At 44.9% G+C, this 26,005-nt stretch carries 26 protein-coding genes; 1 reads left to right on the forward strand and 25 read right to left on the reverse strand.

Translation table 11 applies throughout. The features are described 5' to 3' along the window. Positions 1-3: 3 nt before the first annotated feature. The 21 genes from JOE49_RS23835 to JOE49_RS23935 all read right to left on the reverse strand — a co-directional run bounded on the left by JOE49_RS23835 (position 4) and on the right by JOE49_RS23935 (position 22,722). The gene (locus JOE49_RS23835) at positions 4-1,917 is read right to left on the reverse strand and encodes a beta-glucoside-specific PTS transporter subunit IIABC (protein WP_028542282.1); all 1,914 of its coding nucleotides are present in this window, start codon (positions 1,915-1,917) and stop codon (positions 4-6) included. Between the two features lie 107 nt (positions 1,918-2,024). Then, the gene (gene licT / locus JOE49_RS23840) at positions 2,025-2,858 is read right to left on the reverse strand and encodes a BglG family transcription antiterminator LicT (protein ID WP_068942159.1); all 834 of its coding nucleotides are present in this window, start codon (positions 2,856-2,858) and stop codon (positions 2,025-2,027) included. A gap of 586 nt (positions 2,859-3,444) precedes the next feature. After that, positions 3,445-4,461 carry a GTP 3',8-cyclase MoaA gene (moaA, locus tag JOE49_RS23845; RefSeq protein WP_209943188.1) on the reverse strand — a complete coding sequence of 339 codons (1,017 nt, stop codon included), beginning with the start codon at positions 4,459-4,461 and terminating at the stop codon, positions 3,445-3,447. A gap of 37 nt (positions 4,462-4,498) precedes the next feature. After that, complete coding sequence (locus JOE49_RS23850) at positions 4,499-4,732, reverse strand: MoaD/ThiS family protein (RefSeq protein WP_068942154.1); 234 nt, start codon at positions 4,730-4,732, stop codon at positions 4,499-4,501. Further along, a complete protein-coding gene (locus tag JOE49_RS23855; protein WP_053326596.1) occupies positions 4,729-5,169 on the reverse strand; it encodes a molybdenum cofactor biosynthesis protein MoaE in 441 nt (146 codons plus the stop codon). Before JOE49_RS23855 ends, JOE49_RS23850 begins: the two co-directional genes overlap by 4 nt. 85 nt (positions 5,170-5,254) lie before the next feature. Beyond that, the gene (locus tag JOE49_RS23860; RefSeq protein WP_209943190.1) at positions 5,255-6,274 is read right to left on the reverse strand and encodes a ThiF family adenylyltransferase; all 1,020 of its coding nucleotides are present in this window, start codon (positions 6,272-6,274) and stop codon (positions 5,255-5,257) included. After that, positions 6,267-7,421, reverse strand: coding sequence for a nitrate/nitrite transporter (locus JOE49_RS23865; RefSeq protein WP_023989697.1), 1,155 nt, complete (start codon positions 7,419-7,421; stop codon positions 6,267-6,269). Before JOE49_RS23865 ends, JOE49_RS23860 begins: the two co-directional genes overlap by 8 nt. Positions 7,422-7,587: 166 nt before the next feature. Further along, positions 7,588-8,118: a hemerythrin domain-containing protein gene (locus JOE49_RS23870; RefSeq protein WP_209943192.1), complete on the reverse strand. Its 531-nt coding sequence runs from the start codon at positions 8,116-8,118 to the stop codon at positions 7,588-7,590. Positions 8,119-8,140: 22 nt separating this feature from the next. Beyond that, a complete protein-coding gene (locus JOE49_RS23875; protein ID WP_023989699.1) occupies positions 8,141-8,788 on the reverse strand; it encodes a response regulator transcription factor in 648 nt (215 codons plus the stop codon). Positions 8,789-8,795: 7 nt separating this feature from the next. Beyond that, positions 8,796-9,860 carry a PAS domain-containing sensor histidine kinase gene (locus JOE49_RS23880; protein ID WP_209943194.1) on the reverse strand — a complete coding sequence of 355 codons (1,065 nt, stop codon included), beginning with the start codon at positions 9,858-9,860 and terminating at the stop codon, positions 8,796-8,798. Between the two features lies 1 nt (position 9,861). Continuing rightward, the gene (locus tag JOE49_RS23885) at positions 9,862-10,314 is read right to left on the reverse strand and encodes a GAF domain-containing protein (protein WP_023989701.1); all 453 of its coding nucleotides are present in this window, start codon (positions 10,312-10,314) and stop codon (positions 9,862-9,864) included. A gap of 45 nt (positions 10,315-10,359) precedes the next feature. Further along, positions 10,360-11,043 carry a respiratory nitrate reductase subunit gamma gene (gene narI, locus JOE49_RS23890; protein ID WP_081365995.1) on the reverse strand — a complete coding sequence of 228 codons (684 nt, stop codon included), beginning with the start codon at positions 11,041-11,043 and terminating at the stop codon, positions 10,360-10,362. Continuing rightward, positions 11,043-11,609 carry a nitrate reductase molybdenum cofactor assembly chaperone gene (narJ, locus tag JOE49_RS23895; RefSeq protein WP_023989703.1) on the reverse strand — a complete coding sequence of 189 codons (567 nt, stop codon included), beginning with the start codon at positions 11,607-11,609 and terminating at the stop codon, positions 11,043-11,045. Before narJ ends, narI begins: the two co-directional genes overlap by 1 nt. Beyond that, positions 11,602-13,179, reverse strand: coding sequence for a nitrate reductase subunit beta (narH, locus tag JOE49_RS23900; protein ID WP_023989704.1), 1,578 nt, complete (start codon positions 13,177-13,179; stop codon positions 11,602-11,604). Before narH ends, narJ begins: the two co-directional genes overlap by 8 nt. Further along, positions 13,169-16,843 (reverse strand): nitrate reductase subunit alpha, encoded by a 3,675-nt coding sequence (locus JOE49_RS23905; RefSeq protein ID WP_028542274.1) that lies wholly within the window; start codon positions 16,841-16,843, stop codon positions 13,169-13,171. The genes narH and JOE49_RS23905 overlap by 11 nt, the downstream gene beginning before the upstream one ends. 198 nt (positions 16,844-17,041) lie before the next feature. After that, a complete protein-coding gene (modB, locus tag JOE49_RS23910; protein WP_028542273.1) occupies positions 17,042-17,719 on the reverse strand; it encodes a molybdate ABC transporter permease subunit in 678 nt (225 codons plus the stop codon). Further along, on the reverse strand, positions 17,716-18,540 hold the full coding sequence (modA, locus tag JOE49_RS23915; protein ID WP_209943195.1) for a molybdate ABC transporter substrate-binding protein: 825 nt from the start codon (positions 18,538-18,540) through the stop codon (positions 17,716-17,718). The genes modB and modA overlap by 4 nt, the downstream gene beginning before the upstream one ends. Before the next feature lie 29 nt (positions 18,541-18,569). Beyond that, positions 18,570-19,289 carry an iron-sulfur cluster repair di-iron protein gene (ric, locus tag JOE49_RS23920; RefSeq protein ID WP_023989708.1) on the reverse strand — a complete coding sequence of 240 codons (720 nt, stop codon included), beginning with the start codon at positions 19,287-19,289 and terminating at the stop codon, positions 18,570-18,572. 109 nt (positions 19,290-19,398) lie between these two features. Continuing rightward, positions 19,399-20,820, reverse strand: a complete 1,422-nt coding sequence (gene hemG / locus JOE49_RS23925) for a protoporphyrinogen oxidase (protein WP_053325881.1) — start codon at positions 20,818-20,820, stop codon at positions 19,399-19,401. Continuing rightward, positions 20,804-21,919 (reverse strand): TIGR04053 family radical SAM/SPASM domain-containing protein, encoded by a 1,116-nt coding sequence (locus JOE49_RS23930; protein ID WP_160789669.1) that lies wholly within the window; start codon positions 21,917-21,919, stop codon positions 20,804-20,806. Before JOE49_RS23930 ends, hemG begins: the two co-directional genes overlap by 17 nt. A gap of 14 nt (positions 21,920-21,933) precedes the next feature. Then, the gene (locus JOE49_RS23935; protein WP_209943197.1) at positions 21,934-22,722 is read right to left on the reverse strand and encodes a YwiC-like family protein; all 789 of its coding nucleotides are present in this window, start codon (positions 22,720-22,722) and stop codon (positions 21,934-21,936) included. A gap of 169 nt (positions 22,723-22,891) precedes the next feature. On the opposite strand from JOE49_RS23935, the gene JOE49_RS23940 reads away from it, so the two are divergent. Continuing rightward, positions 22,892-23,314 carry a hypothetical protein gene (locus JOE49_RS23940; RefSeq protein ID WP_076295517.1) on the forward strand — a complete coding sequence of 141 codons (423 nt, stop codon included), beginning with the start codon at positions 22,892-22,894 and terminating at the stop codon, positions 23,312-23,314. 29 nt (positions 23,315-23,343) lie between these two features. Here the strand turns inward: JOE49_RS23940 and JOE49_RS23945 are convergent, their stop codons facing one another. The 4 genes from JOE49_RS23945 to JOE49_RS23960 all read right to left on the reverse strand — a co-directional run bounded on the left by JOE49_RS23945 (position 23,344) and on the right by JOE49_RS23960 (position 26,003). Next, the gene (locus JOE49_RS23945) at positions 23,344-24,141 is read right to left on the reverse strand and encodes a hypothetical protein (protein ID WP_209943199.1); all 798 of its coding nucleotides are present in this window, start codon (positions 24,139-24,141) and stop codon (positions 23,344-23,346) included. 79 nt (positions 24,142-24,220) lie between these two features. After that, positions 24,221-24,688: a hypothetical protein gene (locus JOE49_RS23950; RefSeq protein WP_209943201.1), complete on the reverse strand. Its 468-nt coding sequence runs from the start codon at positions 24,686-24,688 to the stop codon at positions 24,221-24,223. A 33-nt stretch (positions 24,689-24,721) separates the two neighbouring features. Beyond that, positions 24,722-25,201 carry a DUF6097 family protein gene (locus tag JOE49_RS23955; RefSeq protein ID WP_209943203.1) on the reverse strand — a complete coding sequence of 160 codons (480 nt, stop codon included), beginning with the start codon at positions 25,199-25,201 and terminating at the stop codon, positions 24,722-24,724. Positions 25,202-25,301: 100 nt separating this feature from the next. Then, positions 25,302-26,003, reverse strand: coding sequence for a DUF1963 domain-containing protein (locus JOE49_RS23960; protein WP_209943205.1), 702 nt, complete (start codon positions 26,001-26,003; stop codon positions 25,302-25,304). Positions 26,004-26,005: the final 2 nt, after the last annotated feature.

Genomic DNA, 26,005 nt, shown 5'->3' on the forward strand with positions numbered 1-26,005 from the left:
AGATTAGACTACGACGGTCAATAAATCCTCTTGATACTCAATCGCCTTCTTCTCTGTTTCAATGACATCCAGGTAATTCGTAGTATTGGCAACGATAACGGGTGTGGTCAAAACATAACCAGCCTCTTTTATAGCTTCCATATCAAACTCCATAAGCAGCTGGCCTTTTTTAACAGCATCTCCCTGTTTTACTTTAGGATAAAAATGTTTGCCTTTTAATTTGACCGTATCTTTGCCTACATGGATGAGGACCTCAACACCGTGATCACTTGTAATTCCAATCGCATGACCTGACGAAAATAATGATGTTAATACACCATCTACAGGTGAAACGACCTTACCTTCAGAAGGTTCAATGGCGATCCCTTTACCCAGAGCACCTGTCGAAAAGGCTTCATCTGTTACTTCAGATAAAGACTTCACTTCACCTTTTAATGGACTCATCACCGTCTCTTGTTTTACTAAAACTTCTCCTCTTGCCGCTCCTGGTGTACTGTCTTCCTTTTTTGCTTCTTTCACTTCATCATCTTTAAATCCGCCAAAGAACATAAGCAAGAAGCCTAATACAAAGCTTACCAGGATACCGATAACAGCCCCATAAAATCCGTTGTCTATTCCTGCCGGACTGATATAGCTCGGGATAGCGAAAATACCCAATCCACCAATAATGTAACCTTTAGTTCCCATCATTCCTATAATACCGCCGCCTACTGCGGATGCTATACAGCTTAAAATAAATGGTTTCTTACGTGGTAATGTAATCCCGTAAATTGCTGGTTCTGTCACACCAAAAATCCCGGAGATGACAGCTGGAATGGAAAGTGATCTCAGTTTTACATTTTTGGTCTTAAACAAAATCGCCAGTACGACGCCCGTCTGAGCAAAGGAAGCTCCCAGCGTAGCCGCAAGAATCGGATCGAATTTAAGCACTGCTAAATTGTTCATAGCGATAGGAACAAGTCCCCAGTGTAATCCAAAGATAACAAACACTTGCCAGAAAGCGCCCATGAGCATACCTTCAATAATCGGACTTAAGTTATACACAAAGAGGGTTCCAGCGCCAAGCAGTTGACCTGCCCAAGTCGAGAGAGGTCCAATCACAATCAACGCTAAGGGTACAATAACTAACAATGTGAAAAACGGAACCAAAAATGTTCTCACTACGCTAGGGATTACCTTTTTAAAGAAGTTTTCTATTTTTGAGCCTACATAGGTGGATATGATAATCGGAAGAACGGTTGACGCATAACTCATCAGAATGACCGGAATACCTAAGAAGGTGATATATACCGGTGACTCAAATATAGTACCGCTAAATAGAGTGTATAGTGGTTTGCCCGAGGCTGTTATCGTGCTAAATGTTGGGTACACAAGTGATGCACCTATAGCCATGCCTATAAAAATGTTGGCATTGAACTTTTTAGCTGACGTATACCCCAGGAAAATAGGAAAGAAGTAAAACAAACAATCACCTAAAGCATTGAGAATTTGATAGGTACCCGATGTAGTGGCCAGCCAGCCCAAAGCTACAAATAAGGCGGTGAAGCCCTTAATCATACCTGTGGCACTTAAGACACCCAGCGTGGGTGTAAATACACCTGAAATGGTATCAATGAATCTATTGAACAAACTCATTTTTTCACCTGATGCTTCTTCTGAATCTCCTGTTTGAAAACCACCTACAGCAGTAACATCAGCATAAACCTCAGGTACATGGTTACCTATAACAACCTGGTATTGCCCGCCACTCTTTACCACAGTGACAACACCATCCATATTTTTCAAAACCTCTGTATTGGCTTTACTTTCATCTTTTAATTTGAAGCGCAAGCGTGTAATACAATGAGTTAGACTATTCACATTTTCTTTGCCGCCGACATTTCTGATGATGTCTTTTGCTAATGTCTCATACTTCATTGTAACTTCCCCTTTAATTGTATTTATAAAAAAAGGCAAAACCAAAATAGATCAAATTCGATCTAGGTTGGTTTCGCCTGCATTACCAGTAACAATCCAAGTGTTATTCAATTTTCTCTTTGGGTCACACGCTGAATATGAATCGTTATATACAGCTTTTCCTCATCTGACAATACCATATCCAAGTATTTCTCAATCTTCAGCATGCAGCCATAAGCCTTTTTGTACTTTGCTTTCACTTGCCTCCACAAAAAATCGTCTTCCAGTTCTACTTTTTCTTTTTTATTTAATCGCTGAAAGAAGAACCTTAAATGCGTAATAAATCGCTCATAACTGATCGAGTGTTCATCTATGGTGGTATTATAAGAGTATTTAATAATATTCAAGATGTCGTGTATTTTTTGAGTTTGCTGAGCAACATCTGCTACCTTGTTGTAGGAGCTGTTTACTTGAGCATTTATTAAATGAAGAGCAATATTACCTGCTTCATCTTCTGACAATCGTTTGCCTGTTTCGTCTTCAATGAACTCCAGTGCTTTTAATCCAACCGCAAATTCTTTGGGATAAAATTTTTTAATCTCCCAAATTAATGGATTTGCATTTTTAAACCCTTCATCAAACATTTTAAATGCATTGTTCATGTGATCCGTAAGCGAAACATATATATAATCGCTCAATTGTGCTTCTAATATGCTTTTTCCATATTCAATGATGTCATAGCATAACGAAACATATTCTGTTGGAACATCCTCTAACAATAACTTGAATTTCTCTGAAGCATCTTTATGTTTAAGCACAAAGACCTTTTCAATTAGATGCTCTTCTACTTGTTCACCTGCACTCTTTTTGAATGCAATACCACGACCCATAACAACAAATTCATCTCTTTTTTGATCTTTGGCTATTATGGCGTTGTTATTAAATATCTTCGTTATGATCATCTAACTGCCCCCCTTATCCCATCAAATTTAAAAAAGGATTTAGTTGCTGGGCGAAATTTCAGATAGGTCACAAGACGGTAATAGCCGATCAAACCTTCGTCATAAATCAAATTCAAATGTATTGATTTACAATTCCGTGTTATGAAAACGCATTCATAATAAGAGACAAAGCCTTACGTTTTCCCTGAATGATCTTGAGTGCTTCCAAACCGATCTGATATTCCGTTTTGAAAATGAATATAGTCGGTTAACCACGTCCTATGACATCATTTTTCGGATGTCGATTCGTTGGTCGACGTCATCATCTTTGTTGTTCAGCACTTGTAAGGCTTTATATCACTCACCTTTCTGCGTTATGGCTGGGCCATATATTCATATCATGCAGGATATCGTAAAGCTTGTATTCTAAAAAGAAAAGGCAAAACCCAACACATGGAAATCTAATTCCATGCCTCGGGTTTTGCCTTTTCAGTAACAATCCCAAGATCATAATAACATCGAATTTAAGTTTTGCCAACAAAAATGTTTGCGCTTTCTTTTTCGAGGCAACCACATCAAATACAGCACATTCTCATGGTATAAAATGTCAGCCGCCAATGTAGGACATGTTAATCTTTTTTTTGTTGTTGGCTGTCTGCTCCGTACGTTCATCGGAATACCGGTCTGTGCGTTGCTCCCATACTGAAGTAATCACATCGAATAATTCCTGGTCATTCGCTCCATTACGAAGCATCTGACGTAGATCAAATCCGCCTGAAGCAAACAAACATGTATAAAACTTGCCATCGCACGATAAGCGGGCACGTGTACAAGACGAACAAAACGATTCAGAAACCGAAGTAATAAAACCAATCTGTGCGTCGCTGTCTTTATAACGGTAACGCTTTGCTACTTCTCCAAAGTAATCCTGATCCATCGGCTCCAGCTCGTACGCATTCTTAAGTCGTTCAACGATTTCTTTTTTGGTTAGTACCTTTTTGAAGCTCCATCCGTTGTCATTACCTACATCCATAAACTCGATAAAGCGAAGGGTTATTCCCTGCTCCTTAAAATAGGCGGCCATCGGCAAAATCTCCGAGTCATTAGCGCCTTTTTGAACTACCATATTGACCTTGATTTCAAAGCCGATTCCTCTTGCATATTCGATCTGCTTCAAAATAACATCAGGCTTAATCCCCCGCCCATTCAACCGCCCAAATAGCTCGGGGTCCAGAGCATCCAGACTGACATTAAGCCGTCGTAGCCCCGCGTCATAGAGAGGCTTAGCCTGCTGTCCTAGCAGCACACCGTTGGTGGTCAAGCCGACATCTTCCACTCCGTCAATGGACAGGATTTGGGAGACCAGGTCGGGTAGATTCCTGCGCATTAATGGTTCGCCGCCCGTGAGTCGGATCTTTTTTACACCCAGGGATACAAAGAGCTTCGTGAGCCGGTGAATCTCTTCAAACGACAGACATTCATTTTGGGGAAGAAAGGCGTAATCGTCACCGAAAATCTCTTTAGGCATGCAATAGGAACAGCGGAAATTGCAGCGGTCTGTAACCGATATACGCAGGTCACGAATCGGCCGCTGCAACTTGTCTTTCAGTGGATGAAAATTCATACGCCCCCTCCTTTCTAGTTGTTTAGCATCGTTATCATTAGCCGCCGCTCACTGGGGGAATGAAGGCTGCAATGTCTCCATTCTGTAATACATCCGTAGACAACGCATACTCCTCGTTTATCGCAATTCGCACAGACTTGGTCGGCATATCTGGATATTGATCTGTTATCCAATTGGATAAATCGCCTACCGTTTGGCCCGCCAAATCTGCCAATTCTTCTGCTTTTCCCGTCACCTCACGGAGTCCCGCAAAGTAGTACAGCTTAATCATGACTGATCTCCCCCTGGCTTTTTCTTTTGATCTCCGACCCACTGCGTTCCATCTTCCCAAATCTCTCGTTTCCAAATAGGAACTATTTCTTTGATTCGTTCGATCGCGTATTCATTCGCCTCATACGCATCCGAACGGTGAGGTGAAGAAACGGCAATGACAACGGCGATATCACCGATTTGAAGCTCGCCAATGCGGTGCGCGATCGCCACTCGCGTTCCTTCCCATTTCTGTTCGATTTCGCGACCAATCTCTGCGAGTTTTTTTTGAGCCATAGGGACATAGGCCTCATAAGCAAGGTATAAGGTCCGTACGCCTTGAGTCCATTCTCGTACGTGCCCTGTAAAAATAGTCACCGCTCCTGCTTCCGGCCTTAGGACATAATCCGCATAAGCCTGCGGGATAATGGGCTCCGTCACGATTTCAAATACACTCATCTTTTCCACCTTCCAGCCACCGGACAAGCCACTCTCCGGTGACAGACTCTTTTAAATGTTTCTGCTTTTTGTATCTATATCTCATTTAACCGAACAGCTGATGATATAGTTTTTGACCGTTGGCAACACTCCGTACACCGTGTATGAGAAGCCTTCCGTTTTTGAATAAAATCATTCGATGCTTAAAAGCATAAAATTCAACGAAATAAGGGGTTCTTTTTACACGATCTGCTATAAGCCTGCCCATTTTCTCTGCATCATCAAGCGTGATCGGACGTTGTGGGTCTGGAAGAACCTGTACCACGTTCCGTCCGCACAGAGCCGCATACGCCGAGCGACGTGATGCTGTCAGTGCAGGAAACGTAGGATGCTCTCCACAGGTTGGACAATCTTGGTTACGGATGCGGGAAATCCCTATGTCCATCTGCGTGTTCTCCCATAGATCAAATAGATGAACCTTGCGGCGCATCTTATCATGTCTGCCACTCAGCCACTTCATGGCTTCTGCACATTGGAGGGCCGCTGTCACCTGGACTGCAGGCGAGATGATTCCAGCCGTATCGCAGGTCTGATTGATCGCAGGCAACGATGGCAGAAGGCAGCGTAAACAAGCAGACTCGCCCGGCACGAATGGAAAAACAACGCCTGTGCTTCCAACACAGGCTCCATAAATCCATGGAATTCCTGCCTTCAGTGCAGCATCGTTGATAAGCAGACGAGTTTCAAAATTGTCCGTAGCATCCATCAGCAATATACTTTTGCTGGCAAGTTCTTGAACAAGCTCGGCATCCAAGTTATCGAGATATGTGTGCAATCGCACGTCTTCTCGTATGGCTATCAGCCTTTTTTCGGCTGCCATGACCTTAGGCTGCATTTCCGCGGCGTCCTGCTCCGTGAACAGCTGCTGACGTTGCAGATTCGACATCTCCACATAATCCCTGTCGACAAGATGAAGCTCCCCAACGCCCGCTCTTACCAATGTTTCGGCAATGGCGGAACCCAGTGCCCCGCAACCGATAATGGTGACGACAGCAGCGGATAAATTACGCTGCCCTTCGCCACCAATAGGTCTAAATAAGATCTGTCTGGAATAACGTTCATTCATTAGATTGTGTCCCTTGATAATACAGCCATATAACGAGGATCAGGCTAGCCAGCGCCACTTGGGAGAGGAGCATGAATCCAATGGAATATTGGCCAGTAGCGGCATGAATCGTCGACAACAAGATCGGAGGGAAAAAGCCACCGAGACCGCCCATCATGGATACAATTCCGTTAACTATACCTGCCTGTTTATTAAAATAAAATGGAACTAGCTTGAAAATGACGCCGTTCCCCATTCCAGCACATACAGCGATCGCCAAGCAGCCTACTGTATAAAGGGTAATCCCTGGTGAAAAAGCTAAAAGAATCGCAGCGACCGTATAAACAGAGAACGTGCCTACCAGCAGGAACAGGGGCTGAAACCGATCCGCCAGCCAGCCACCGATGGGGCGGAAGAAAGTGGCAATCGCTATAAAGCCTGCTGTACGCATCCCTGCATCCACTTTAGTCAGCTCAAAATTCGATACCAGGAAATTCGGCAAGTACACCGTGAACGCTACAAATGAGCCAAATGTAATAAAATAAAAGAGCGAGAAAAACCAAAGCTTTTCATTTTTGTAAACCCCTTTAATCTGTTCCATAATGGGCGTCTTTACTTTAGCTTCATGACGGTCCCCTAAGAAGAAATTCAAAGCGATAAAAACAAGCAGCAGAATGAGATACAGCTTCACTGTAGGGGCCCAGCCAATTTGAGTAGCCACAATAGGGGCCGAGAAGGTAGTGACGGCTGTTCCCAAATTCCCTATGCCATACATCCCATTTACAAACCCATGCTTTTCCTTTGGATAATACTTCGGCAGCGAAGTCACCCCAACCGAGAACACAGCTCCCCCAATCCCAAGGAACAAGCCACCGATAATTAAATCCATCATCGTAGAAGCTTCACTGATATAGTAGACGGGAAACAAAAGCAAAATAAAGCTAACGAGAAAAACGATTCTTGCTCCGAAGATGTTGGCATAATAACCAAGCGGAATGCGCAGAATCGAACCAAGCACGACCGGAATTGCCGTGACCATGGCCAATTTTCCGGGTGGAATAGCAATATCCTCCGTAATGAACGGCATAAGAGAAGAAATAATAACCCATACCATGAATCCAAGAATCAAGTTCAATGTTTGTAACGGCAACTGCATTTTTCTAATCATTTAACTCACCTTTTCAACGTTTTTTCTGTCGAATTATTGATTTGAATTTTCTGTCCCCATTGTAGCCGCTAGCCCATCCATTCGAATATAGGGGACTCCCCTTTACCTGACAGGGGAGTCCCTGAAAATATAAAAAGCCGCTTCTATAGGAAGCGGCTTGGTCAATTCAAGAGATAAGCGTATTTAATTTGTCACATAACTTGGTCAGATCATTCCGATTGATCTGTTGCTCTGCCATAGGAAAAAGTACGGTTTCTTCTTTTATAAAATGTACAGTCAGGACTTCGAACGCCTCTCCCGCGTTCTTGGTCGCCTCCTGAATCTCATCAAGCGTGAGCAAACTCAGATCGCCCTCCGTTTGATAAAGAAAATGATCGATATAGCCCTCTATTTCACGGTGCTCCTCCTGTATACCAACGAGCGGTCCCTGCTCAAAACCAATGTAGGTTCCTAGCATAGAAAAGAAGTGTTCTTCTTCCTTTTCGGTATGTTTCTTTAGGGATACCCTAAAATCGATAATCTGCGTTCTCAGTTTTTCCAGTTGCTTGCGGCCTTCTTCCAAATCTAGTATTCTGTGCTGCTCAAACCACAATACAATGGCATGCCATTCATCCATCAGATAGGTTAGATAGCGATGCTCATTTTCAAGAATACGCATGGCAGGTTTGGAAAAGCGCAATTTCTCATTTTCCAGCACGCGGATTTCCTCCATTCATCGGCTAAAAATCCAGCATTTTTTTCTTTAATGCATATTGGACCAGTTCAGGCCGGCTTCTTAAATTCAATTTTTCCATGATTTTCGCTTTGTTCGCTTCCACCGTCTTGACAGAGATGAACAGCTTTTCCGCAACTTCCTTGTTACCGTAACCTTTTGCGACCAGAGGTAGAATCTCCAGTTCCCGCTTGGACAGGATCTCATAAGGATCTTCTGATTGTGACGTCGTATCTTTTTTGATGAACTCACGAACGAGAGAAGTAGCCATTTTAGGATGGATATAAGTCCCACCCCCATGAATGGTTCGTATAGCAAGCAATAACTCCTCATCTGGGGCATTTTTCAAAACGTATCCTGAAGCACCATTCTTTAAAATATGAAAAAGATATTCTTCATCGTCATGCATGGTCAGAATCAGAATTTTAGTATCAGGGTGGTCCTCTTTAATCTTGCCTGTAGCGATCAATCCACTTTCGCCTGGGGGCATGCTGAGATCCATGATTAGAATATCCGGACGATATTTAGCTACCATCGTATACGCTTCAATGCCATCCGCAGCCGTTCCGACAACCTCCATATCCGATTGGAAGTTCAAAATCATGGAAAATCCGCTTCGTACAATAGCATGGTCATCCGCTAACACAATTTTGATCAAGTCTCTATTCCTCCTCTTGGCCAATCGGAATTTGTAAAAAGACTTTGGTTCCCTGACCAACATTTGAAAGGACGCCAAAACTTCCGCCTACCAGCTCTGCTCGCTCCTGCATGCCATATAAACCTAATCCCGTTCCAATAGGCTTGCTCCCCTTTTCAAAGCCAATTCCATCGTCCTCTACAGTCAAACGAAGTGTATGATCGTGCTCAGTCAAAGAAACTTTAACCATATCTACCTGGGCATACTTCAAGGCATTGAGAACAGCCTCCTGGCAGACACGGTAAATGACCGTTTCCTTTTCACTTCCATATCGCTTTTGGGAAAGATCCGACACAAATTCAACTACCAGACCAAAGCTTTGTTCAACCCTCTTAAAGTGGGAACGAAATGCCGCTTCAAGCCCAAAATCATCAAGTGTGGCGGGGCGTAGTTCCACAGACAGGTTGCGGATATCATCCAACAATCGCGTCATGGATGCTTCAGTCTGCCTCATGTTTTTGATGAGTTGTTCATCATTCGTCATGTATTTTAACACCCGTAGTTCAACAACCGCGCTCATCAATTCCTGGGCCACACTGTCGTGCAGTTCCCTGGAAAGCCGTTTGCGCTCATTTTCCTGCGCTTCAATGACATGCTTCATCATTTTGTTTTGATACAATTTTTCCTGCGTTTGAAATTGTGGAGTCAAGTCTCTCAACATCAACACCCGTGTTCCATGTTCAGAATCAATGGTGTGAAAAGAAGCGGCATAGGGAACCATTCGGTTGCTCTTCGTTTCCAGATACACCTGAAAAGAAGCGAAATCCTTGGATTCTGGCATATTGAAATAACAGTCAAGGCAGGTACGGGGCTCCGTTTCGCTTGTATAACCCCTACATGTTCCACATAAAGCTCTTTCCTTCCCTTCATAGAGTTGAATGAGGACGTCATCGCCCACAATCTCCTCTGCTGCCGGGTTCATGGCTAGGGTATTCCCTTGCCTATCAAAAAAGAAAATGGCTTCCGTACTGTTCTCAAACAACTTCACCATTAGCGCACTCAAAGAGCCAGTCCCTAAAGACAATGTCAATTCACATCACTTCCTTCCCGTTCAACTCTCCAATTCCCCTATGCGCCAAGGCTTCCAAATCACGCATCATGGCTTCGGTCATGAGCTGTTCTTCCCGAAATCCACCAAGCAGTACGCCCGCGACGCGAGCATCATTCCATAGGGGAACAGCCCCGAGACTCTTGAGCTTCTCGGATTGAACGATCGGATAGTTAAACAGGTTGTCTGCCCCCACATATTGATAAATAGATGGAATGAAAACGGATTTCCCGGTTTTAAACACGATTCCTGCTATGCCCTTACCGGATTGCAGCACAATCCGCTTAAAGCGATCATTTAAATTACCGGCTGCATTTTTCCATTTAATAACGTATTGATATTCGGCCGGTTCAACCAGAGCAAGCGCCATGAAATCATAACCGAAATGTTCGCGTATTCGCTCAAGCTCCCTTTGATAATCCATCCTATTATTCATCGCTCTCTCCTAATAGAATTAGGAAAGAAGGCAGAGCCCGCTTTCCTAATTCGATTTATGTCTTCTGTAAAGGATATAACTTCTGCGCACATAATTCAACGGAACACTCCACACATGTACAAGCCGGGTAAACGGCCAGAATGCAAAAATCGCAAAGCCCATAAGTATATGAAGCCTGAAAGACATCGGTACGTCTCTCATCAGAGTCGGGTCCACACGGAATATGAATAAACCGCGGAACCAGATCGAGATCGTCTCCCGATAATCGAATTCCGGCTGTACCGCATTCGTTACGAGAGTCGCGAACATCCCCATGCATACAATGGCCAAAAGCAATACGTTTACAATCAAATCAGACGCTGTACTTAAACGGCGCACATTGCGTATTGTAAAACGACGAGAGGTAAGAATCAACATACCGAGGAATGTCATCGCTCCAAATATTCCACCAACATAAACTGCTCCAATATGATACAGATGATCGTTTACACCCAGTGCATGCATCCAGGTTTTTGGTATGCCCAGACCGGATACATGACCCATAATAACCGGGATAATACCCAGGTGGAATAAGAGACTTCCGATCATCAATTGTTTTTTTTCAATAAACTCACTTGATTTTGCTGTCCAATTGAACTGGTCGTTTCTATAGCGGAAAATATGCCCTACAATAAAGACCACCACGCACATATAAGGGAAAATAACCCATAAAAACTGCTCTAGCATCATCATTGCGCGGCTGCCTCCTGTTCTACGCAAACTTTAAGCGTTTCACGCAGTCCCTTCACCAAATGAAAATACGGGCTTTTCATTTTTTCCAGCGCTTTAAGCAAATGATATGTGCCGTCTTCCAAGATCGCGATTGGCATGCGGAAGTTTTCTGTCGTCTTCGGATCTTGCGACCATTCGGCGGCATACAGAAATTCACACATGAGCGGCAGGTAATCTGGCAGCTCTCCATCTGGCATTTCAAGACCATACATCTCGTATAGCACCTTTAACTTGACCAACATTTGTCCCCGTTCTTTTGCATCTTCGAATTTAAAGTAAGTCATATATAGTGCACAATTTTTTTGAAAATCAAAGGTTTCCGTATACATTTCCTGAATCTCTTCCATACTGAACTCTTGCATAAGGGACCAGTAGGTGTTCGCATACGTATATGCCGGATGGTTTGGATCAAACGATGTTTCCAGAAAAGCCGGATGAAAATCCAGCTTTTCTGGGTACATGAGTTGCTGGGCGAAAAACCCGAATGATGGCTTGCATTCATACAGCTTCGCTACATTAATCACGCCAAATACCCCCGTAGAAGTTTTCTTCATACATTTCTTTGCCCGTTTTCAAGGGCTCTTCCATCCCCATTGAACTTGCCAGACTACAGCCATCACATCCAGAGCCAGAACCCATGTTTCCCATGGTATCGCCGTAACCAGCAGATCCTTGAGCTCGGTACGGGTTCGAGTATCCTTCTTTATGCGATGTCGGAATGACGAAACGATCCTCATACTTGGCAATCGCCAGAAGTCGATACATCTGCTCGGTCTGCCGCGGTGTCATGCCGATGCGCTCAAGACGGCTTTCATCGAAAGATTGTCCTGTGGACTGGGCACGCATATAGGAGCGCATCATAGCCATTCGCTGCAAGGATTCCTTCACGGTTTGCGTGTCGCCCGCCGTCAGCATATTGGCAAGATACTGAATGGGGGTGCGCATCTCTTCGATAGCCGGAAAGATCATATCGGGATTCTCAATCGAGTCTTTCCCTTCAAAGTAATTCATGATCGGACTAAGTGGTGGCACATACCAGACCATAGGTAATGTGCGGTATTCCGGATGAAGCGGGAATGCCAGCTTGTGCTCAATGGCAAGCTTGTAGACTGGCGAGTTCTGGGCTGCTTCAATCCAGTCCTCCGAGATACCGTCTTTTCTCGCTTGAGCAATCACTGCCGGATCACTTGGATCCATGAACAGGTCGCACTGCGCTTTATAAAGTTCTTTCTCATCCTGCGTAGAAGCGGCCTCAAGCACTCGATCCGCGTCATACAGCATAACGCCGAGGTAGCGAATTCGTCCTGTACATGTCTCGGAGCAGACTGTCGGCAGGCCAGCTTCCACACGTGGGAAACAGAAGGTACATTTTTCTGCTTTGTTCGTCTGCCAGTTAAAGTACACTTTTTTGTATGGGCAGCCCGTCATGCAATACCGCCAGCCACGGCAGGCTTCCTGATCCACGAGCACGATTCCGTCCTCGTCTCGTTTGTACATGGCGCCCGAAGGGCATGACGCGACACAGCTTGGATTTAGGCAATGTTCGCAAAGCCGTGGTAGATATACCATGAACGACTTCTCAAAGTTAAATTTAATCTCTTCTTCGATTTTCTGAATATTTGGATCAAGCGGACCGGTTACATGCGCACCCGCCAGGTCATCTTCCCAGTTTGGGCCCCACTCCAAATCCATTTTTTCACCTGTTACCGCAGAATGCGCGCGTGCCACAGGTGAATGCTTCTGTTCGCCAGCGTTGGTCAGTTGCTCGTAATTGTAAGTCCAGGGCTCATAATAATCTTTCATTTCCGGCATGTCTGGATTGTAAAAAATCTTACCCAGTGCTATCTTGGACAGCTTGTTGCCTGACTTCAGTTCCAGTTTCCCTTTGCGGAGCTGCCAGCCCCCTTTATATAATTCCTGGTCTTCCCAGCGCTTCGGATAACCGATACCGGGTTTGGTTTCTACATTGTTAAACCACATATATTCCGCACCTTTGCGGTTCGTCCAGGTTGTTTTACATGTCACGCTGCACGTATGACAGCCAATACATTTATCCAGGTTCATGACCATGGCAATTTGAGCTTTAATCTTCAAGCCAGTTAACCTCCTTCATTTTACGTACCGCAACGTACACATCACGCTGGTTGCCGATCGGACCATAATAGTTGAATCCATAACTAAGCTGAGCATATCCACCGACCATCTGGGTTGGTTTGAGATGAATTCTTGTTGGTGCGTTATGACTACCGCCGCGTGTGTCCGTGATTTCGGAGCCTGGCACTTGAATGTGCTTATCCTGAGCATGGTACATGAACATCGTTCCTCTTGGCATCCGGTGGCTGACAACAGTCCGGGCGGTTACGACGCCGTTACGGTTGTATACCTCTACCCAATCATTGTCGGCCAGATCGTGTGCCTCTGCGTCTTCGTTGTTGATCCACACCGTAGGACCTCCGCGAAACAGTGTCAGCATGTGCTGGTTGTCCTGATAGGTGGAGTGAATATTCCATTTACCGTGCGGTGTCAGATAACGAAGCACAAGTGAATCTTGCCCGCCTTTTATTTCCCGGTCGCGAGGGCCGAACACCATCGGCGGCAAAGTCGGTTTGTAGATCGGCAATGATTCCCCAAATTGTTGGAAAATCTCATGATCAATATAGAAATGCTGTCTTCCCGTCAAAGTACGAAACGGAACGAGACGTTCAATATTCGTTGTAAATGGTGAATAGCGGCGTCCCTTCTTGTTCGATCCAGTGAAAACCGGTGTCGGTATAACTTCACGCGGCTGTGCCGTGATACTTTGGAAAGTGATCCTTTCCGCTGCCCGATCGGCCGAGATGTCTTTGAGTTCCACACCGTGAAGCTCTTCTGCCTGCTCATAAGCCTTTTGCGACACCCGTCCATTAGTCGCGGATGAAAGGTGAAGAATTGCATTGGCCACTTGGCGAGCTGTCTGGATTTTGGGCAGCCCATCTTTAATGGACTCATCGTAATAAACTCCGTTCAACTTTTTCATTTCCTCATATTCGTCCGCTACGGAGAAGCTGACGCCATGCGCACCTGCTTTCCCAGTAGTCAAATTAGGACCGAGTGAGATAAATTTATCGTGAATTTTAGTATAATCGCGTTCGATGATGCTGAAATTCGGCATGGTTTTACCCGGAGTCGCTTCAATCTCGCCCTTCGTCCAATCCTTTACAAGACCCATCGGCTGTGAAATTTCGCCTATACTATCGTGTGCGAGCGGCGCGGTCACAAGGTCTTTATATATTCCTGGTAGATACTCTTTTGCCATATCCGAAAAGACTTCGGAAAGCTGGCGGTAAATATCCCAGTCCGCGCGGGATTCCCACAGAGGGTTAACAGCCGGATTAAATGGATGCACGAAAGGATGCATGTCTGTTGACGACAAGTCTGTTTTTTCGTACCAGGTTGCCGCCGGAAGCACGATGTCCGCGTACAATGGAGTTGTTGTCATCCGGAAATCAAGTGCAACCATCAAATCAAGCTTTCCTTCTACATCTTCTCTCCAGACGATTTCCTCAGGTTTCTGTTCTTCGTTCGGCCGGGCAAGCAGGGCATCAGATGCTCCGAGTAAATGTTTCATAAAATACTCTTGTCCCTTCGCCGAACTGGAAATCAGATTTGACCGCCAAACAAAGAGTGAGCGCGGGAAGTTCTCGGCTGCCCCAGGATCTTCTACAGCGAAGCGTGTCTTACGTGATTTAATCTCTTCCACAGAATGATTAATGATGTCCTCGTTGGACTTCTTGCCTAATTGCGCAGCCTCTTCGGCGAACAGTAGACTGTTTTTATTAAACTGTGGATAAGAAGGCAGCCATCCCAGACGCGCTGCGAGCACGTTGTAGTCTGCTGGATGTCTGTAACTGACATCTCCGCCAATCGGTGACTTCAAGGTGTCTGTTCCACTTTCTTCGTAACGCCACTGCTCTGTTGCAAAGTAGAAAAACGATGTAGCATTTTGCTGTCGAGCCGCCCCTTGCCAGTCTTTTGCAAAGGCAATCGTTGACCAGCCTTCGATTGGGCGAAGCTTTTCTTGACCCACATAATGCGCCCAGCCTCCACCGTTTACACCTTGGGAAGCAGTCAACACGACAAGATTCAAGATGGACCGATAGATCGTGTCACTATTGAACCAGTGATTGATACCCGCACCCATAATAATCATGGAGCGCCCTTTAGTATCGATAGCATTTTGGGCAAATTCCCGAGCAATCTGTACCACAACAGACGCCTTCACACCTGTGATCTTCTCCTGCCAGGCAGGGGTATAATGCGAAGCTTCGTCGTAATAATTTTTGGCGTTATGAGGGCTGTCATTGCGTGCGACACCGTACTGGCTCATCATCAAATCGTACACGGTTGCTACGTAACGTTCCGAGCCATCTGCCAAGCGTACTTTTTTGGCTGGAATTACACGTTTGAACGTTCCATTACCGGCGTTATCAAAGTAAGGGAATACGACTTCTTCCCATTGCTCGCCATGACCTTCCACAGTGAGCGCGGGCTCAACCTTTGTTCCGTCTTCCCGTTCCAGAATCAGGTTCCATTTCTTATCCTGCTCCCAGCGCTGTCCCATCGTACCGTTCGGGACCAGCATTTCCCCCGCCGCTTCGTCATATATGACCGGCTTCCAGTCCGCATGCGGCGAAGCATCCCCCAGGTCACTCGCCCGTAGAAAACGTCCACCTTTCCAAGCTCCCTCGTGCGGATCAAGCAGAATCATAAACGGCATATCTGTATATTGTTTGGCATAGTTAATGAACATCGGTTCTTGGCGCTCTCTGTAAAACTCATCCAAAATAACATGCGTCATAGCCTGGGCTATGGCAGCATCTGTACCCGGATGTGGTGCAAGCCAGTTGTCAGCGAACTTCACATTCTCCGCCAAGTCCGGAGCCACGGATACGACTTTTGTTCCCTTATATCGTACTTCCGTCATAAAATGAGCGTCTGGCGTCCGGGTAAGCGGTACGTTCGATCCCCACATAATCAGGTAACCCGCATTGTACCAATCAGAAGATTCCGGTACATCCGTCTGCTCACCCCAAATTTGAGGAGATGAAGGCGGAAGGTCGGCATACCAGTCATAAAAACTCAACATCTGTCCACCCAGTAGCGAAATGAATCGGGCTCCTGAAGCGTAGCTTATCATTGACATCGCCGGAATTGGCGTAAAGCCCGCGATCCGGTCGGGACCATACTTACGAATGGTATAGATGAGTTGCGCCGAGATCAGACGTAGGACATCGTCCCAAGCGACACGGACATGACCGCCTTTTCCGCGAGCTGCTTTGTAGAGCTTGGCTTTCTCCGGATCTTCCACAATGCTTGCCCATGCTTCCACCGGATTGGCATGTTCCTGGATGGCTGCCTGCCAAAGCCGCAACAGCTTGCCGCGCATATAAGGGTATTTCACCCGTAATGGACTGTATTCATACCAGGAAAATGTAGCCCCACGCGGGCATCCGCGCGGTTCAAATTCTGGCATATCTACACCGCAGGAGGGATAATCGATCTGTTGATTTTCCCAGGTAATGATGCCGTTTTTCACAAAAACCTTCCAACTACAGGAACCGGTGCAGTTCACTCCGTGAGTCGTCCGAACCACTTTGTCGTGAGACCAACGCTGACGGTACACGTTTTCCCATTCTCTATTTTTTTCCTCAAGGATTGACCAATTTCCCGAATAGCTTTCGATCGGTTTAAAAAAGTTGAGGTTGTATTTTTTTTTCATCGATGACCAACACTCCTTTTTAGAAAGAATCATCCCAACGCAAGTTCCAAGGGAAGACTCATTCGCTTACTCTCATTATGTAATCCATTCATCTCTGTTCCCATTAGGGAATGTCCTATAGCGCTACAGGAAATCCCTCGTTCTATGGAAAGATACAAAAAAGCCTCCCCCTGCTAAAGGGAAGCTTGTATGGAGTAATTAATTGTTCTTTTGACCCGTTAACAGGAGCATGATAAAAGAAATGAGTATGATAGAGCATGTCCACGCCCAGGCCATAGGAAGATGACCAGCATCCACCGCAATATAAATGGCCGTCGGAATCGTTTGTGTTTTACCCGGAATATTTCCAGCAATCATCAGCGTAGCACCAAATTCGCCCAGGCCGCGGGCAAAACCGAGTATAAAGGCAGCCTTAAAAGAAGGGAAAATTAAAGGGAAGGTGATGTATCGAAAAACCTGCCATTCACTTGCACCCATCGAACGTCCCGCGTTTTCCAAGTCCCGGTCAACAGAAGACAGTCCCATTCTCAGCGTCCGATAGACAAGAGGAAAAGCCACTACCACCGCTGCTATAACCCCTGCCCACCACGAGAATATAATAGGCTCGCCAAACCATTGCTCCACAAACCGTCCGAACCCGCTTTTTCGTCCAAGTAATATGAGCAGTAAAAAACCAACAACCGTTGGTGGGAGTACCAAAGGCAGCATAAGCACGGTTTCAACGACCGTTTTCCCTTTAAATAATCCTAACCGCGACATTGACCATGCCACAAGCAAGCCTAATATGATTACCAGAACGCTGGATAACAGTGCAACCTGCAACGATAATCGGATAGGAGGCCAATATTCATTCCAATCTATATCTTGCATGCTCACTTCGGTATGGTAAATCCATACTTAGCCATAATATTCAGAGATTCTTGCGATTGTAAGTATGCATAAAAGTCTTCGGCTTCTTGAATGTGCTTTGAAGCTTTGACAATCCCGATTGGATACTCAACAGGTGAATAGGTTTTGGGATCCACCTCAAAGGCGATTTTTGCCTTCTGTGAAGTCAACGCATCTGTTTTATATACAAATCCGACATCAGCATTCCCCGTTTCCACATATTGCAACACTTGTCTAACGTCTTTTGCTTGAACCAGCTTGCTCTGTAACGTGTCCCAAAGCTTCGCTTTCATCAGCGCTTCCTGTGCGTAGTTGCCCGCAGGGACACTTTCAGGAATTCCGATCGCAACTTTCTTCACTTCTTTTTTTGTTAAATCGGTTACACTCGCGATGTTCATCGTCCCGTCTGCAGGGATAACCGCGACCAATTCGTTCGTCAGCCACGTTTTTTGTTTTTTCGTATCTATTAACTGCTGATCAACAAGGGACTTCATGTTTTTGGTCGAAGCGGACAGAAACAAATCCGACGGCGCTCCTTGCTCAATTTGTTTTTCCAACGCACCAGAGCCGCCGAAGTTAAAATTCAATTTGATGCCTGTATGGGTTGATTCGTATGAATGCTGAATTTCTTTGAGCGCATCCGTTAAACTTGCTGCTGCGGATATGGTAAGCTCAATAGTTTCAGCCGTTTTCGAAGATGTCTGGCTGGAAGATCCATTCTTACCGGCGCTGCCAACGCATCCTGATAATAATAAAATGATGGAAATAACCAAAACGAAAACAGTGCTACTTTTAATGAATTTATGCATTTGGTTCGGCTCCTCATGTTCGTTCATCATCAATTAATGGGTTTCGCTATTAGCTGTGCCTGTCTCGTACGTTCGATCAGTGTACAATTTTCAAGAAGAATATGATTAAAAATATCTGCTTCCAGGTCTTCTAACCGCTTCAATACGAGTCGGTGCGTACCACAAGCTTCCTGCATCGGCTCAAAGCCGTTTGTGATCAAGCGCATTTCCTTCAGGAATTCCACCACCGTTTGATGCTCGTTTTGCAACTTGGACAAAATTGGATTCAACTCATCTGCTCGTTCCACTGTTGATTCTTGTAAAAATGCTTCAATCATCGGAAACACAAGGTCCTCCTCATTTTGAATATGTTCCGATAATTCCTGTTTAAGCAAGGTGAACAGTTCATTAACTCGCTTGAGATGCGAATAACGTTCACCGTGAACCCGCGTTAGTTTGGTTACATACGGCGTTAAGGCTGATAGTTCTTCCCGAAGCTTCGTATGATACTCATTTTGAATATAGGCGATTAGCTCTTTTGGTTCGAGTGAAGGAGGTTGCATTTGCTTATGCTGTGCCTGCTTTTCTTCCACTTCATGTATCTGCGTCAGCAGTTCATCAGCGTGGAGGCCTCGATTGGCTGCTGCTTCACGGAGCGATATCTTCCCTCCACAGCAGAAATCAATCCTCAGTTTGCGGAACAGATCTCCTGTTTTGGGTACTGCTTTCACAATGTCCGCCACCCATGTTTCTTCCGTTAACTGGCTCATCTTCCATTCCTCCATCTTACTTCGATTTTGTGCTTAACTTTCATTCTACGTCTCCCTTAAAGCTGAACCAATCAGGGGGTTCCCTCTTTCACTAGTGGAAAGAGCCTGATTATAAAAAATCAGAAAGCAACTGTTCAGCCGCTTCTTTCCCTTGAGCGATGCAATCTGGAATTCCAACGCCCCCATAGCCGGCACCGCATAGAAAAACACCCGGTAAATACTGTGCAAAGTCCTGTCTCATCTTCGCCATATGCTCTTTGTGTCCAATCGGATATTGCGGCATCGATCGATCACACCTACTGACTTCTGTGAATTCCGGTTCCGCTTCCAGGCCCATTAAATCTTTCAAATCCTTGCGCGCGGCATCCACAAGTTGATTGTCTGTCATTTGAACCCACTCCTGTGCACCTGCATGTCCGATATAGGTCCGTAAAAGCGTATATCCTTCAGGAGCCGTATGGCTCCACTTCGTCGAAGACCAAGTACATGCGGTAATCTTTTTGCCTTCTTTGCGGGGGACTAGAAATCCCGTTCCCTCAAAAGCAAAATTAAGATCTGTGTTTTTATAAGCAAGGGCAATATTGGCTACGGAAACATAGTGAATCTTGTGTAACCAGCTAGCGCTTGCAACGCCGGAAAATAATGTAGCCGCTTCAAAAGCTGGAACAGCACAAATCACCGCATCCGCATCTATTTTTTGTCCATGTTCTAAAATGACCTGATAACCGTTTTCTTTCCTTACTTCAACTACACCTTGCCCCATAACAAAACGTACGGTATCCAGCCTTTCCTTTAGCCGCTCCACGATCGTAGATAATCCTAGCCGATAAGAAAGAAACATACTTTTCTTAGCGATATCCGGCAGTTTGTCTTGTACTGCTGGCTTTCTTCCCGCCCCTTTAGACATACCCTTAATCAAACTTCCATGCTTTTGTTCCATTAGTTTAAATTGAGGGAAAGTTGACATAAGGCTCAGAGAATGAGTATCCCCAGCGTAAATTCCAGACAGCAGAGGTTCTGTAATCTGATCCAGAACTTCTTTGCCGAGACGCCGTTTGATAAAATCCCCTAGAGATTCGTCCTCATCACCTTTCTTCGCTGGAATGAATAAATCCAAGGCTGCCCGTGCTTTTCCCAGCGGAGAAATAAGCCCTGTCCGAATGAAGGGGGTGAGCTTTGTTGGAATGCCCAGAATGAAGCCCATCGGCATCGTATGAAGTTTGCCCTTATGCAAAATGCAAGCAGATTTGGCTTTCGGGTTTGTCGATACCAGCTCTGCTTCCAGCCCCAACTCCATGGTCAGATCCAATATTGCTGTCTTTCTGGCCAAGAAAGCATCTGGTCCTTTTTCGATCATAAAATCGTTTTGGCGAACGGTTTGTAGCTTTCCTCCCAGACGTTCACTTTTCTCCACCAGTGTAATCTCTACTTCAAGCTGCCTATCCTCAGCCAGCTTTTTCACATAAAAGGCAGCACTTAAACCGCTTATTCCTCCACCGAGAATAACGACTTTTTTAGAACTTTTTTTCATGAAAACACTTTTCCTCTCCAACTCCGGGTATATAAGCACAATAAGGGTCACTCTCCAAATAGTCTCCTGTTATTGCAAAAGCCCTTGCTCTAGAGCCCCCACAGACAGCCTTGAATTCACAGACTCCACATTTACCTTTAAGTAGGGACTTATCTCTAAGATTCATCATGATCGGAGAGTTGCGATAAATATCTGCCAGGCTATCCTTTCGTACATTCCCGCATATAAGAGGCAGGAAACCGCTCGGGTATACTTCGCCGATATGACTAATAAAAACAAATCCATCTCCATCATTTACGCCTTTAGGAGCACGTCCTAAAACATCTGCCCTTTTTTGTCCGTCTGCTACACTGCTCTCACCTGCTCTGTGCTTTTCCTGCAGTACGACCCTCCGGTAGTGAGGAGCTTCTGTAGCCTTCACACCGTACGGCATCTGTTGCTGTATTTGATACAGCCATTTCATTACGGCTTCATGCTCATCAGGAGTAATCATATCTTTCTCCATGCCACGTCCGGTTGGAACAAGGAAAAATAAACTCCATAACACGGCCTGCATTTCCTTTACCCTTTCTGCAATTTGCTCCAGATCATGAAGGTTGTACCGGGACACCGTCGTGTTCACTTGAATAGGGATATTCAGTTCCTTCAAATAACCAATTCCTCGCATGGTCGTATCGTAAGAACCTGCTGTACCCCTAAAATGATCGTGAATGTCTGCACATGAACCGTCCAGACTAAACGCCCATCGCGATAACCCAACTTGCTTTGCTTTTTCTACCGCTGCTCGTGTCACTTTAGGGGTGGCACTGGGGGTCATTGAAACCGACAGATTTTTCTCTTCAATTGCATATCGAGCCAGTTCAAACAGATCAGGACGCATTAAAGGATCTCCGCCTGTGAATACAACCAACGGATGATTCATTTCAGCAATTTGATCTATCAGCTTCTTACCCTCTTCTAATGTCAGCTGGCGAGGATCAGGTTTGTACTGAGCTTCCGCTCTACAGTGAAGGCACTTTAAAGCACAAGCTCGTGTAACCTCCCAGATGACTATAAACGGATCTGTATGATAATCACGCGGCGTTTTCAAAGATATCATTGATGTCTCTCCTTTTAGAAGTATAAAAACAACACAAAAACATAGAGCATCATTGAAAATCCAATTTCCGCCATGCCAACTTGTTTTGCCTTTAATCCGAGTTTAGGAAGCCATATGGCTCGTATCAAAAAAATCAAAAAAGGAACAAACAGAGGTAACTTTAACCAGGTAGCAAACAACAAAATCACCAAATGATAGATGATGGAAGCATAATGGTAACGTATATTTTTTCTTTCACGAATGATCGTTTTGACATACAAAGCAGTTCCGATAAAGTAAAGCATCAAAAGTAAGAATAGCTCTGTTGCTACTCTCCAATCCTCTCCTCCCCCCATATAAATAACAGGGTATATAAAAGAACAAAAGAGTAGAATTGCAACAATGTCATTGAGTAAAGCACGTTCATTTTTCGTTTTTGCAAAATAAATATTAGCCATAAAAAAGAGCAATAGAAGAACTCCATACCAGATCAAGGCAGGCTCAAACCATATCAGTGAAATTAACAAAGGAAGTAATATCACTCCGTATACAACGGCGGGTTTGCGGTATCTTTCACTGCTGCCTGTTTTGATCCATTGGAGGACAGGAAAACTGAATAAGTAGATAAAAAACCAGCACACAAATAGGGGGATATGAATGAGTTCCCCTCGAGAAGCAGCTAAACCGAATAAAAATGGAAGAATGAGCATGGCCCAGGCTCCATGTTGATTAGGTATGTATCTGCTCATCCCCTTCAAACCCTTGATCCTTTTTTCACAATCTTTTTTATGTCTGTTATTTCGGTTAATCGATTCATCATCCATTCCCCCAAGATTGAGTTTTATCTTCTAACTTCATTCTAAGTATTATATGAAATTGAACCAATTAGGGAGTTCCCTTTTCCTTAGCGGGGAATATCCTAACCGGAAAAATAACGCTATTTTCTTATGCTATACTGTACTAAAAAAGGGAACAAAGAGAGGATGAACTGTTATGGGAGGACCTTCTTTACGTCAACTGCATGCTCATCATGCCATTCATCAAGGCGGGCTAACTGGCGCTCTAGATAAGACGAGAGAAGTAGAAGAATTACTCGAAGCAAAAGAATTCAAGGTGGCGCGCCAGGCTGCCGACCACTTGATCGAATATTGGGAAACCCGCATTCTCAGCCATGCTGATGCAGAAGAGGAAGGATTCTATCAGGAAAAGGTCGATAAAAAACCGGAACTGCAGGAGGCTGTCGTCAAACTTACACGGGATCATGACCTGCTCCGAATCATTGTAAAAGAGCTCAAAGCCGGGATCCGTGAAGAAGGGCTTACGCCTGAAGTTCTTCAGCAGTTCCACGCGCTTCTGGTTGTCAATGCTATTCATAGTCGGGAAGAAGAACGTTTGTTGTTTGAGGAACCGTCATGATCAAGATGTGGCATAACGATTCACTTTCTCTATAAAAACGTACCGAAGAAATAGTCCAACGCCTCCTGCGAGTATCTGTCATCTCCTTGCCAAGCTGCTACGGAATAAAAATCATGATTGCCGTGCTGTCGTTTACGAGGCGTGTCCTGTGGGACCAGCAGTCCGGCATATCCCCACACCTCCATGACTACATCACGCTCGTTTTTGCTGGATGGAAACACATCCTTCCAGCGCTTTTCCAATTGACGTGCACTGCTTTGAGCATCACAGTTCTGAACAGCTTCGAGCATGTTATGAAGTATAGCTAGATCCTCATCGGAAACCTGAACATCCTCTTCTTGACTGAACAATTCAAGGTCCATCCAGCAATATAGAAGGTGATTCAGACGAATACCGCCCCATTTGATTCGTTCAAAATTCAGTACATTCAAATCTTCATTGACGTATTCCTTATCGGACATCATTTTATTAAAATTACAGTCCCCACAGCTACTGTAATTGGGCAAAACGACAGGCCGCTCCCCATACGTGTGTAAAGGAAGCCCTGCGGTTAATGCCCAGCTCGATAAGGCGCTTCGTAAATGAACCTTTTTCGTGGAAAGGCTGTGCAAAAATGCTGCTGCCACTCGCTCTTTTGTAGCCTTTTGCTGGTGCAGCTCATGTAATCTGTTTATAATCTCGTTATGTGTAATGGTGATCGGATCGAACATCAAGCCCTTACTTTTGGCATATTCAAAATCCTCACCCGAAAAAGATCCCCGCTCCTGCTTCCAGCCGCTGGAGGACCAGAATGTGTTCATCAGTATTTTTTTTGCCTTTTTATCCACAACACATCTCCCTTACACATCTCAACCCCTTCACCTCCAATACAAAGCTCAGGGTTGTAGTGCATTTTATGTAAGATTGCTATTCATCTTTATATTTAAAAGCAATGGCCGTATTTCCCGATCGGGGGTCAAAATAAGAAGAGATTTTCCCCCAGCTCAGTTCATATTCCATATAGGGGTAGGGCTTTGTTTGACGATAGCTTGGCTTCACGGACAAATGTTGCTGTAACAAACGATCATGCTCCCCTTGCCGCTTTCTCTCCCCTTCCTCAGACCAATTATCCCAAGAAGTTGGAAATTCATTGCCCTGAAGCGAAATCTCCACGACAATTAGGCTTGTATCCTTAAAGCATACAGACACAAAAAAATGCCGACGCAGCAAAGAAACCTGATCGAAATGATACCAGATGTAGTTATTCCCTAGCCTTCTTACAGAATGAAAATATTTCGAATACCAAGTGGTCTCTAACAACTGATCTTCTGTTAAAGATAAGTAGATCGCACGCTCACCATCGACCTGAATGATTCCCGATTCCCAGTCATTCATTGCTGCCACTCCTTCAGCTATTATGCCAATCTCCTACACTTGCTCTCTGTCCTCATGATTGAAAATGGCCTGCCAGGCCCGATCTAGCACGTGCGTATGTAATTGTTTGGCATAAACATTTCTAACGATGGCAAGAACGATCACACCCACGAATACAACACTGAGCAAAGTGATAGAGGGAACCCAATGGTCAAACATGGCATTCGCCACCACTTGCAGCAAATGTCGTTCGGGTTGTAAATATTCTACCGCCGCAACGATGCCTGCTGTCAGCAATATAATCACAGATATGATCATAAGCATTGCATTGATTACTTTGTATTTGGCAAGCCCTCGCTGAAAAACGCGAGTTCCAGCATATTGCTCCAGCACGATGATCTGTTTGTGAAAATCATTTTCTACCTGTTCTACAGGCAGGTCGTGCTTCTGAATAAATGCATGGGCTTTCTTCAATTCGGATTGAATAAATAGACTACTCTGGATAGCAGATCCCAGCTGACCTAAAACATTCATATCTTTTCCCTCCATTTTCGATAGCTTCTAAACTACGAGTATATAGGGTTGCCATGCTCTACAAAACGATCGGTTCCAGACTGCTCTCTAAGTGAGCTAATCAGTAAAAATCAAAGTAACCCCGCCAGGCTCCTTCATTCTGATGCTTAGCAAAATAAAAGCTGCCTCCATCGACAATATTCAATTCGGCTTTGGCATCTGAAGCAACCTGAAACACAAATTCATAGCCCTCGCCAAAGTCGATGCCCGATTGAACAAAGCTGGGATAGCCACCGATTTTGTGAACCGCATATATTTCCTCTACGATGTCCTCAAAATAGTCGGGTTCCTCCTCGTCCAAATGGTTGAGGGCATCGCCATATTCCTCAGGAATGTCTTCACCGTCCCAGACCGGATAGTCATTCTCTTTGAGCTCAGGGAATAGCGGGAACGCCTTGATTTGCATAAATGCCGGACCAAAATCTTTTTCGACCAAATCCTCTACCGACGTATACTCACGAATACACATATATCCTTCCATGTCCTCATGATCCAGTACATCGGGAGACAGAAAGACCGTCAACAGCTTGACACTGTGCATAGCCGGAGGAACAAAAGGCAAGGCAGGCAAATACAATTGCATGATCGGAGCCATAACATTCCCCTGTACATCAATGGGTTGCTCCTCCGTTGGCAAAGCCACTGTAACTCTACCAATCCAGCTCTGATCAAGGGAATCCGAAGGTCTGCGACCCCCTGTATGAAAAATAGTAGCTTTACGTTTTAGAATCGTTCTTAGCTTCTCAATAGCGTTGCTGGACAACG

This window comes from Paenibacillus sp. PvR133, from assembly GCF_017833155.1.
Classification (GTDB): Bacteria; Bacillota; Bacilli; order Paenibacillales; family Paenibacillaceae; genus Paenibacillus; species Paenibacillus polymyxa_B.